The sequence below is a fragment of the Aeromicrobium alkaliterrae genome, from assembly GCF_039529015.1.
GTDB lineage: Bacteria > Actinomycetota > Actinomycetes > Propionibacteriales > Nocardioidaceae > Aeromicrobium > Aeromicrobium alkaliterrae.
On sequence record NZ_BAAAME010000002.1, the window covers coordinates 1,001,484 to 1,011,835 of the forward strand.

Here is a 10,352-nt window from a genome sequence, read left to right on the forward strand (position 1 = left end):
ACCGGTGGTTGAGGTGCGAGTGCCGCCTGCGGCGCGAGCCTCGAAACCTCTCCGCACGTCAGGCGTTGGTGGGGCCGGCTTCCCAGGCGCTGCGGAACATGTCGACCACGGAGTAGCGGACCTTCCAGTCCAGGTCGCGTGCCGCGAGCTCGCCGGACGCGACGATGCGCGCCGGGTCACCCGGACGGCGCGGACCGACCTCCGGGGTGAAGTCGATGCCGGAGACCTCCGCAGCGGCGTCCATGATCTGCCGCACCGAGACGCCGTCGCCACAGCCGAGGTTGTAGACGCGCTCGAGGTCGCGTCCCTCCAGCAGGGCCCGCGCCGCGACGACGTGCGCCTCCGCCAGATCGGCCACGTGCACGTAGTCGCGGACGCAGGTGCCGTCCGGCGTCGCGTAGTCCTCGCCGTTGATGCGAGGCGTCCGACCCTCGCGCAGCGCGCGGATCACCAGCGGGAAGAGGTTGTGCGGGCTGGAGTCGTACAGCTCCGGCACGGCCGAGCCGACGACGTTGAAGTACCGCAGCGAGGTGTGACGGGTGCCGTTGGCGCGCTCGGCGTCTCGCAGCAGCCACTCGCCGATCAGCTTCGACTCGCCGTACGGCGACTCCGGCGCGGTCGGCGTGTCCTCCGTGACGGTGTCGACATCGGGCGTGCCGTAGGTCGCGGCGCTGGAGGAGAACACGATCGCGTCCACCCCGCTGCGCTCCATGGCCTGCAGCAGGCTCACGGTGCCCTGCACGTTCTGCTCGTAGGTGTGCAGCGGTCGATCGACCGACACCCCGGCGTACTTGTAGCCCGCCAGGTGCACGACGGCCTGCACGTCGTAGTCGGCCATCGTGGCCTCGAGCGCCGCCGTGTCGAGCAGGGAGGCCTCCACGAACGGCACGTCCTCCGGGACGAACTCGCGGTGCCCGCTCGACAGGTCGTCGATGACGACGCAGTCGAGGCCAGCCTTCACGAAGGCCCTGACGACGTGCGATCCGATGTAGCCGGCGCCGCCGGTGACCACGATGCTCATAGGGGGCGAGTCTAGGAGGTGGAGTCGACCCGCCGGTTCACGCCTTGCTCGCGACCTCGTCGAGGCGCTTGAGGGCGCCCAGGACGGTGGCCTTGTCGGTCGTGCGCCACATCGGCGGGAGCGACGCCGCGAGGTAGCTGCCGTAGCGGGCCGTGGCGAGTCGTGAGTCGAGCACAGCCACGACACCTCGGTCGTCGACGCGTCGGATCAGGCGACCGGCACCCTGCGCGAGCAGCAGGGCTGCGTGGCTCGCGGCGACCGACATGAAGCCGTTGCCGCCATGCTTCTCGACGAGCCGCTGGCGCGCACCCATGAGCGGGTCGTCGGGCCGCGGGAAGGGGATGCGGTCGATCAGCACGAGCTGGCACGTGGCACCCGGGACGTCGAGTCCCTGCCAGAGCCCGAGCGTGCCGAACAGGCAGCTGTGCTCGTCCTCGACGAACCGCTGCGTGAGCTCGCTGAGGTGGGCCTCGCCCTGCACGAGGATCTCGAGGTCGGGCAGCCGGTCGCGCACGATCTCGGCGGCCGCCTCCGCGGCACGCCGCGACGAGAACAGCCCGAGCGTGCGCCCGCCGGCCGCCTGCACCAGGTCGACGAGCTCGTCCGCGAGCTGGGTGCTCGGACCCTCGCGTCCGGGCGGCGGCAGGTGCTTGGCGACGTAGAGCACGCCCTGCTTGCCGTAGTCGAACGGCGAGCCGACGTCGATGCCGGTCCACTCGTGGTCGCCGAAGCCGAGGCCCACCGATCGCACGACCGCGTCGAAGCTGCCGCCGAGCGACAGGGTGGCGCTGGTGAGGACCACCGTGCGGTCGGAGAAGACGCTGTTGGCCAGCATGCTCGCGACGTCGAGCGGCGCGAGGTGGAGCCGTGCTCCCGCTCGCCCCTCGGCGGCCCACAGCACGTCGGCGTCGCCGTGGGCGGCCATGCGCTCGGCCACGAGCCGGACGTCGTCGACCAGGCCGCGCGCCTGCTGACGGGCCGCGTCGGGCTCGCCGCCGCCCTTCTCCGAGCTGAAGTCGGACATGCAGGCGCGGGCCGAGTCGCGCACGAGCGCGAGCACGTCGAGCAGCTCGTCGGTGGGCCGGTCGAGACGTCCAGGCTCGGTGCGGGTGAGCACGTCGGCCAGCGCGTCGGAGGCGTCGGCGAGGTCGTCGGCGGGCTGGCCGCTCTTCAGGTGACCACGAGCGCGGCGCGCGGCTCGCTCGATCGCGGCGGGCTCCAGCTCGACCGTGGCCGCCTGGGTGACGCGGGACGCCAGCTCGTGCGCCTCGTCGATCACCACGACGTCGTGCTCGGGCAGGGTGGGGACGTCGCCCTGTGCGTCGATCGCGAGCAGCGAGTGGTTCGTGACCACGAGCTGCGCGGCGTGCGCCTTCGCCTTGGCCTTCTCGGCGAAGCACTCCAGGGCGAAGCCGCACTTCGACGCGCCCAGGCACTCGCGCGCGGTGACGCTGACCTGGCGCCAGCCACGATCGGTGTGCGACGGGGCCGACTCGCGGTCGCCAGGGCCGACGTTCTCCGCCTGGTCCTCGGCCCACTCGCGCAGCGCCACGACCTCAGCGCCGAGGGTGCCCTCGGGGATCTCGACGAGCGTTCCCTGGTCGTCGGGAACGCCCACGCGGAGCCGGTGGAGGCAGGCGTAGTTCGAGCGGCCCTTGAGCACGGCGTGCGACGGCACCTCGTCGAGCACGTCGGCTGCACCGCTCAGCAGGGCCGGGATGTCGCGCTGCACGAGCTGGTGCTGCAGGCCCAGGGTGGCCGTCGCGATGACGACCCGCTGACCGTGGAGCAGGCTCGGCACGAGGTAGCCGAGCGACTTGCCCGTGCCGGTGCCGGCCTGCACGAGCAGGTGCCGCCCCTCCTCCATCGCGGCGGCGACGGCCTCGGCCATCTCGACCTGGCCCGGTCGCTCGACCCCGCCGACCGAGCTGACCGCGGCGTGCAGCACCTCGCGGACGGTGGTCGTGTCGGCGTCAGGCATGCGCGTCACCCTAGCCGCGGACCGGACGGCCGCGGCACCGCCGTCCACATGCTCAGGACGGGTCGGGACGCTGCGGCGCCTCGGCAGCCGTCTCGTCCGTCGCGTTGCTGGTCGCGGCGCGGTCGACGTCCTCGTCGTCCGTCGGCTGGGCGTCGTCAGCAGCGGCCTCGGAGGCCTCCGGCGCACGGCCGCGGGTGCGGAAGAAGAAGAACGCCCCGATCGCGAACACGATCAGCGAGGTCCACACGTTGAGGCGCCAGAAGCCGATCTCGTTGACGTCGTCGATGCGCAGCTGCTCGATCCAGAACCGGCCAGCGGTGTAGAGCATGACGTAGAGCCAGAACGCCCGGCCGCCCGTGAAGCGGTACTTCTTGTCGAGCCAGATCAGCACGGCGGCAGCCGCGAGGTTCCAGAGCAGCTCGTACAGGAACGTGGGGTGGAACGTGGCGTACTGGATGTAGCCGAGCGGCCGGTTGCCCGGGTCGATCTCGAGTCCCCAGGGCAGCGTCGTCGGCTTGCCGAAGAGCTCCTGGTTGAAGTAGTTGCCGATCCGGCCCACGGCCTGCGCGACGAGCAGGCCCGGGGCGATCGCATCGGCGACCGACGAGAACGAGACACCGGCTCGCCTCGTGGCGATGAAGGCGCCGATCGCGCCACCCGCGATGGCACCCCAGATGCCGAGGCCGCCCTGCCAGATGTACAGGGCCTCGATCGGGCGGCGACCCTCCGCGAAGTACAGCTCCGGGTCGGTCGCAACGTGGTAGAGCCGGGCGCCGACGATGCCGAACGGGATGGCCCAGATCGCCACGTCGGCGATGACGCCCTCGTGGCCGCCGCGTGCCTGGAAGCGCCGCTCGCCGATCCAGATCGCGAGCAGGGCCCCGATGATGATGCCGAGCGCGTAGGCGCGCAGCGGGAGAGGCCCGATCTCCCAGACGCCCGTCTCGGGGCTGGGGATGTAGGTGGCCAGCTGGTTCACGATCGCTCCATTCCGGCACGCAGGTCCCGGGTCAGCGCAGCGAGGGCGTCGAGGCCCTGCTGCTCGTCGGTGGCGTCCAGGAGGCAGCGTACGAGGGCGCTCCCCACGATGACCGCGTCGGCAAAGGCGGCCACCTCGGCCGCCTGGGCTCCGTTGCTGACGCCGAGGCCGACGCCGACGGGCTTGTCGGTCACGGCGCGCAGACGGGCGACGAGCTCGGGCGCGAGGCTCGAGGTCTCCTGACGCTGACCCGTCACGCCCATCACGGCCGTGGCGTAGATGAAGCCGCTGGCGGCCTCCGCGGTCAGCGCCATCCGATCATCGGTCGAGGACGGCGCGACGAGGTAGACGCGGTCGAGGCCGTGGGCGCGCGAGGCGCGGTCCCAGTCGGCTCCCTCGTCGGGGATGAGGTCGGGCGTGATCAGCCCGACTCCCCCGGCCTCGGCCAGCTGCTGGGCGAAGCGGTCGACGCCGCGACGCTCGACCGGGTTCCAGTACGTCATGACGACGGTCGGGACTCCCAGGGCCGCCGTGGCCCGGACGACCTCGATGACGTCGTCGACCTTGGTGCCGGCGGCCAGCGCGGTCTCGGCAGCGGACTGGATCGTGGGGCCGTCCATGACCGGGTCGCTGTACGGCAGACCGACCTCGACCAGGTCGACGCCGTTCTCGACCATCGTCGCGATCGCGCGGACGGACTGCTCGACGGTCGGGAAGCCGGCCGGGAGGTAGCCCACCAGGGCGGCGCGGTTCTCCGCGCGGGTGCGCGCGAACAGCTCGTCGATCTGGCTCATGACCGTCAGCGCCCCTCGGCGAGCAGGCCGAAGTACTCGGCCGCGGTGTGGACGTCCTTGTCGCCGCGCCCCGAGAGGTTCACCAGGATCGTGGCCTCGGGTCCCAGCTCCTTGGCCAGCTCGATGGCGCCCGCGAGGGCGTGCGAGGACTCGATCGCCGGAATGATGCCCTCGGTGCGGCACAGCAGGGCGAAGGCCGACATCGCGGCGTCGTCGGTGCACGGCACGTACTGCGCGCGGCCCGTCTCGGCGAGGTACGCGTGCTCCGGGCCGACGCCCGGGTAGTCGAGGCCCGCGCTGATCGAGTGCGACTCGACCGTCTGGCCGTCGTCGTCCTGCAGCAGGAACGAGCGGGCGCCGTGGAGCACCCCGACCTGGCCGGCCGTGATGGTCGCGGCATGGCGGCCGGTCTCGACGCCGTCGCCGCCGGCCTCGATGCCGACCAGACGGACCTGCTCGTCGGGAACGAACGCCGTGAACATGCCGATCGCGTTGGAGCCGCCCCCGACGCACGCCACGACGGCGTCGGGCAGCTTCTCGTCGAGCGCGAGCACCTGGGCCCGCGACTCGTCGCCGATGCCGCGCGTGAGCTCACGCACCATGCTCGGGAACGGGTGCGGCCCAGCGGCGGTGCCGAAGAGGTAGTGGGTCGTGTCGACCGTGGTGACCCAGTCGCGGAGCGCCTCGTTGATGGCGTCCTTCAGGGTGCGGCTGCCGGTCGTGACGGGAACGACCTCGGCGCCGAGCATGCGCATGCGGGCGACGTTGAGCGCCTGGCGCTCGGTGTCGACCTCACCCATGTAGACGGTGCACTCCAGGTCGAGGTACGCGCACGCCGTGGCCGAGGCGACGCCGTGCTGGCCGGCGCCGGTCTCGGCGATGCAGCGCGGCTTGCCGATGCGCTTGGCGAGGAGCGCCTGACCGATCACGTTGCGGATCTTGTGCGCACCCGTGTGGTTGAGGTCCTCGCGCTTCAGCAGGATGCGCGCGCCCACGGCGGCGCTGAACCGGTGCGCCTCGTACAGAGGGCTGGGCACGTTGGCGTACTCGCGCAGCATCCGGGCGAGCTCGGCCTGGAAGGCGGGATCGACCTGGGCGGCCTCCCACTCCCGGGTGATCTCGTCCAGCGGGGCGATCAGGGCCTCGGGCATGAAACGGCCACCGAAACGGCCGAAGTGTCCGGGGCCGTCGGGGAGTACGGCACTCACCAGCGTCAGCTCCTGTGTTGCAGGGCGGGATGCGAGCCGGCGGCGACCAGGTCGGCGACGGAGGCTCGCGGGTCGTCGTCACGCACCAGGGTCTCGCCCACGAGCACCACGTTCGCGCCGTGGCGGCCGTACTCGATAACGTCGTGCGGACCGCGCACGCCGGACTCGGCGACCGAGACGGCGTTCGCAGGGATGCGGGGGGCCAGCCGCGCGAACGTGCCGCGGTCGACCTCCAGGGTCTTGAGGTTGCGGGCGTTGACGCCGATCAGGTCGGCACCGGCGGCCACCGCCCGGTCGACCTCCTCCTCGTCGTGCACCTCGACGAGCGGGGTCAGGCCGATGGAGACCGCCCGCTCGATCAGGCTCTCGAGGGCGTTCTGCTCGAGGGCGGCCACGATCAGCAGGGCCATGTCGGCGCCGGCCGCGCGGGCCTCCCAGAGCTGGTAGGAGGTCGTGATGAAGTCCTTGCGCAGCACGGGCACGTCGACCTTGCCGCGAACGGCGCGAAGGTCGTCGAGCGTGCCGCCGAAACGTCGCTGCTCGGTCAGGACGCTGATCGCGGCAGCGCCGCCGGCGGCGTAGTCGGCAGCGAGCGAGGCCGGATCGGTGATCGTCGCGAGCGCGCCCTTGCTGGGGCTGGACCGCTTGACCTCGGCGATGACCGACACGCCCTCGGCGCGGAACGCCGGCATCGGGTCGAGCGCCTCGGGCTGACGCGCCGCCTTCGCCTTGAGGTCGTCGAGCGTCGTGACGGCCATGCGCTCCTCGAGATCGGCAGCAGCGCCGGCAAGAATTTCGTCGAGAACGGACATGGCACCTCCTCGGGCTTCGGTCGGTCGGTCCACCTCGTGGTGCGAGGGGTTCGCCTTAGCGTAAACCCGCGCGGAGGTCGCTCCTGCACGGGTGCCCGCGCGCGGGATCTCCACTAGGCTCCCGACATGTCGACCAACGACCCGAACAACCTCGCCGACCTGCCCAGCTATGGCTCCACGCCTCCTCCTGAGGGTGGCTACCCGCCCCAGGGACCCGGCGGCTATCCCTCCCAGGCACCGGGCGGCTACGGCATGCCGACCAAGACGAACGGCAAGGCCACGGCGTCGCTGGTGCTCGGTATCGTCAGCTTCTTCTGCTTCGGTCTGGTCACCGGCATCCTCGCCATCGTCTTCAGCCGCATGGCGACGCAGGAGATCCGTACCTCGAACGGAACGCAGACCGGAGAGGGGCTCGCCAAGGCGGGCTTCATCCTCGGCATCATCGGCGTCGTCCTCTGGGCTGCCTACCTGCTCCTGGTCCTCACCGGCGCGCTCGACAACGCCTTCGCCTGAGCACTGCTCCGCATGCAGAACGGCGGGTGTCGGACCTCGGTCCGGCACCCGCCGTTCTGCGTTGAGCGTGCGGCCGTGACTCGAGTCCTGGACGATCGCACCTCATCGGCCACCCGGGACACCTCGGTCGGCTACGGTCCTGCCATGTCGACCCCTGATCCTGAGCAGCCGACGAGCAGCGAGCCCCCGGCTCAGCCGAACCCCTACGCCGGGCAGTACCCGCCGCAGCAGCCATACCCGCCGCAGCGGGGCTACTACCCGCCGCAACAGCCGTACGGCTACCCGCAGCCGATGTACCCGTACTACGCGGCGGCGCCGACTAATCAGAAGGCCATCTGGGCGATGGTGCTCGGGATCGTGTCGATCTTCGGTGCGGCCTGCTTCTACGTCGGTGGGTTCCTCATGGGCATCCCGGCGATCATCCTGGGCGTCATGGCGCGCAAGGAGGTCGCCCGGTCCCAGGGGCGGCAGGAGGGTGGCGGTTTCGCCGTCGCCGGGCTGGTCACCGGGATCATCGGGCTCGTCATCAATCTGCTGATCGTCGCGCTCTTCATCGTGCTGTTCGCGACCGACGGGTTCGGCAGCTCCGACTGGTACTACTGACCTCGGCGTCCGGTCAGGGCTGCAGCCAGGAGCCCCAGGGGGTCCAGCGCAGGATCGCGAACGCGGCCATCGAGATGCCCGCGGCCCAGGCCCACGGCTTCGACAGACGGATCCACGGGACGTCCTGACCCCGCCAGCGGCGGGCCAGCCACACGACCCAGGCGACACCCATCACGGCGACGAACACCACGGCGGCCGCGTTGCTGCTGAGCGCCGCACCGACGTCGCCGCGGGTCAGGTCGTTCATCGCGCGCAGGCCGCCGCACGCCGGGCACGGCTCCCCGGTCAGGAGCAGGAACGGGCAGAACCCCCACGAGCCCGAGCTGTGCGGGTCGCGCAGGTTGAGCGCGAGGAGCGCCGAGGCCCCGACCGTCCCGATGACCAGAGGTACCCGCACCAGCGCGGCGCGGGAACGATCCGCCCGGGCGTCGCCGGGCGGTGGAGGCGGCAGGACCGCCTGGGTCATCGTCAGTGGCTCTTGACGCCGTAGCCGGCCTTGGACATGACCAGACCGACCGGACCGGCGATGACCGCGAGGACGCAGCCGATCGTGAAGATCACCCAGTTGGGCTCGGGCACGAGGCCGATGCCACCGACCGTGGTCCCGAGGAGGGCCAGCAGGACGGCGGTCCAGGAAGCGGGCGAGGATCCGTGCATGGTCAAAATCTCCTGGCGGAATCGATCGGGAGGACGGGGTCAGCCTACCGGTCCCGGGTCGGGTCCTCGCGGTCAGCATCCGGCTCGGTCGGATCGACCCCGGCGTCCATCGCCTTCCACAGGTCGGCGCCGTCGGCCTCGGCCGCGACCGGCGCCCGACCCGACGTGGGCGCGTCGTAGCGGCTGCTCATCGCGGGCCACGCGGAGCCGTAGCGGATCACGAGCAGGCTCAACAGCGCGGCCACGGCGAACGCGGCCGCGGCGAGCCAGGGGCCCTGGTGGGTCACCGAGGTGACGGCGACGCCCTGACCGAAGGCCACGCTCTCCTCCACCGCCGCGTCCACGACCCCGTCGGGGCTCGTGCGCGTCGCGATGATGCCCCCGATCGACGCGACCAGGACGAGTGCACCGACGACGCGGCGGAACCACCCGCTGGACGCCAGCACCGCCAGGGCGGCGGCGACCACCACGACCGCGAGCCCCGGGACGAGCGGCGAGACGTCGGTGCCGCGGGTCAGGATCGTCGCGCCGGCACCCTGCCCGTCACCGAGCGTCGTGGTGACCCAGGTGCGGCGACCGGCCGCGAACGCACCGCCGCCGGCGGCGAGGATGCCGAGGACGGTCGGGCCGTACCAGCGGCGGGGATCCGTGCGTGCCACGTCAGACGAGCCGGTCGGCGTCGAAGCAGGTCGTTGCCCCGGTGTGGCACGTCGGACCGGCGGGGTCGGCCACGACGAGCACCGTGTCGCCGTCGCAGTCGAGGCGCACCTCGCGCACCGCGAGGGTGTTGCCCGACGTCTCGCCCTTGACCCAGTACTCGCTGCGGCTGCGGCTCCAGAAGGTCGCGGCCCCGGTCGTCAAGGTGCGGTGCAGCGCTTCGTCGTCCATCCAGCCGACCATCAGGACGTCGCGGGAGCCGGCGTCCTGCACGACGGCCGCGAACAGCCCGTGGTCGTCGCGCTTCAGGCGGGCGGCGATCGCGGGGTCGAGGGAGGTCGTGGTGCTCATGGAGTCATTGTCCCAGTCGGGGTCACGGCACCGAGCGAAGCCTGCGCGACCCAGCTTGCGTGGAGGCGGGAGTACACGCCCCCGGCCTCGACCAGCTGGGCGTGGCTGCCGTCCTCGACGAGCCGGCCCGCGTCGAAGACCAGGACGCGGTCGGCGTTCTCGGCCGTCGAGAGCCGGTGGGCGATCGTGACGGACGTGCGGCCGTCGAGCAGCACCTCGAGCGCGCGGGTGGCCCGCAGCTCGGTCTGCGGGTCGACCGCACTGGTGGCCTCGTCGAGCACGAGGAACGCGGGGTCGGCCAGGGCCGAGCGCACGAGGGCGACGAGCTGCCGCTCCCCCGCCGAGAGCGACTCACCCCGCTGGCCCACGCGCGTCTGGAGGCCGCGCGGCAGCGCCTCGAACCAGTCGACGAGCCCGAGGTCGCCGATCGCGGCGACGAGCTCGGCGTCGGTGGCCGAACGGCGTCCGTAGCGCAGGTTCTCGGCGAGCGTCGAGTCGAACAGGAAGCCCTCCTGCGGCACCATCACGACGTGGCGGCGGAGCTCGGCGAACGAGACCTCTGCGACGTCGGCCCACTGCTGGTCGCGACCGAGCGCCACCGTGCCGTCGACCGGGTCCATCAGGCGGGTCAGCAGCTTGGCGAACGTGGTCTTGCCAGAGCCGGTCTCGCCGACCACCGCCACGCGCTGGCGCGGCTCGATCGTGACGTCGAGCTCGTCCAGGACGGTCGGGCCCTCCGGGTACGCGAAGCGCACGCCGGAGAACCGCGCGCCCAG

General features: G+C 72.0%; 13 protein-coding genes. 2 read left to right on the forward strand and 11 right to left on the reverse strand.

Features of this window, described 5'->3' with window-relative positions:
- Positions 1–58: 58 nt before the first annotated feature.
- Genes galE through trpC form a run of 6 tightly spaced genes read right to left on the reverse strand, consistent with a single transcriptional unit; the run spans position 59 to position 6,795 of the window.
- The gene (gene galE / locus ABD127_RS06055; RefSeq protein ID WP_344198783.1) at positions 59–1,021 is read right to left on the reverse strand and encodes a UDP-glucose 4-epimerase GalE; all 963 of its coding nucleotides are present in this window, start codon (positions 1,019–1,021) and stop codon (positions 59–61) included.
- A gap of 37 nt (positions 1,022–1,058) precedes the next feature.
- Positions 1,059–3,002, reverse strand: a complete 1,944-nt coding sequence (locus tag ABD127_RS06060) for an ATP-dependent DNA helicase (RefSeq protein ID WP_344198785.1) — start codon at positions 3,000–3,002, stop codon at positions 1,059–1,061.
- Between the two features lie 52 nt (positions 3,003–3,054).
- Positions 3,055–3,981, reverse strand: a complete 927-nt coding sequence (gene lgt / locus ABD127_RS06065; protein WP_344198787.1) for a prolipoprotein diacylglyceryl transferase — start codon at positions 3,979–3,981, stop codon at positions 3,055–3,057.
- Complete coding sequence (trpA, locus tag ABD127_RS06070; protein WP_344198789.1) at positions 3,978–4,775, reverse strand: tryptophan synthase subunit alpha; 798 nt, start codon at positions 4,773–4,775, stop codon at positions 3,978–3,980. Before trpA ends, lgt begins: the two co-directional genes overlap by 4 nt.
- A gap of 5 nt (positions 4,776–4,780) precedes the next feature.
- Complete coding sequence (gene trpB / locus ABD127_RS06075; protein ID WP_344198791.1) at positions 4,781–5,983, reverse strand: tryptophan synthase subunit beta; 1,203 nt, start codon at positions 5,981–5,983, stop codon at positions 4,781–4,783.
- A gap of 5 nt (positions 5,984–5,988) precedes the next feature.
- A complete protein-coding gene (gene trpC, locus ABD127_RS06080) occupies positions 5,989–6,795 on the reverse strand; it encodes an indole-3-glycerol phosphate synthase TrpC (RefSeq protein ID WP_344198793.1) in 807 nt (268 codons plus the stop codon).
- A 126-nt stretch (positions 6,796–6,921) separates the two neighbouring features.
- Here trpC and ABD127_RS06085 point away from each other — a divergent pair, with 126 nt between their 5' ends.
- Positions 6,922–7,308, forward strand: a complete 387-nt coding sequence (locus tag ABD127_RS06085) for a DUF4190 domain-containing protein (RefSeq protein ID WP_344198795.1) — start codon at positions 6,922–6,924, stop codon at positions 7,306–7,308.
- A 144-nt stretch (positions 7,309–7,452) separates the two neighbouring features.
- Complete coding sequence (locus ABD127_RS06090; protein WP_344198797.1) at positions 7,453–7,911, forward strand: DUF4190 domain-containing protein; 459 nt, start codon at positions 7,453–7,455, stop codon at positions 7,909–7,911.
- Between the two features lie 13 nt (positions 7,912–7,924).
- Here the strand turns inward: ABD127_RS06090 and ABD127_RS06095 are convergent, their stop codons facing one another.
- From ABD127_RS06095 to ABD127_RS06115, 5 genes are all read right to left on the reverse strand, one after another.
- Positions 7,925–8,377: a DUF2752 domain-containing protein gene (locus tag ABD127_RS06095; protein ID WP_344198799.1), complete on the reverse strand. Its 453-nt coding sequence runs from the start codon at positions 8,375–8,377 to the stop codon at positions 7,925–7,927.
- A gap of 2 nt (positions 8,378–8,379) precedes the next feature.
- On the reverse strand, positions 8,380–8,568 hold the full coding sequence (locus tag ABD127_RS06100) for an HGxxPAAW family protein (protein ID WP_344198801.1): 189 nt from the start codon (positions 8,566–8,568) through the stop codon (positions 8,380–8,382).
- A 44-nt stretch (positions 8,569–8,612) separates the two neighbouring features.
- Positions 8,613–9,227, reverse strand: a complete 615-nt coding sequence (locus ABD127_RS06105) for a Trp biosynthesis-associated membrane protein (RefSeq protein WP_344198803.1) — start codon at positions 9,225–9,227, stop codon at positions 8,613–8,615.
- 1 nt (position 9,228) lies between these two features.
- Entirely contained in the window at positions 9,229–9,576 is a 348-nt protein-coding gene (gene hisI, locus ABD127_RS06110) for a phosphoribosyl-AMP cyclohydrolase (RefSeq protein ID WP_344198805.1), read from the reverse strand.
- On the reverse strand, positions 9,573–10,352 hold a 780-nt coding region (locus ABD127_RS06115), incomplete at its 5' end, for an ABC transporter ATP-binding protein (RefSeq protein ID WP_344198807.1). The genes hisI and ABD127_RS06115, both read right to left, overlap by 4 nt.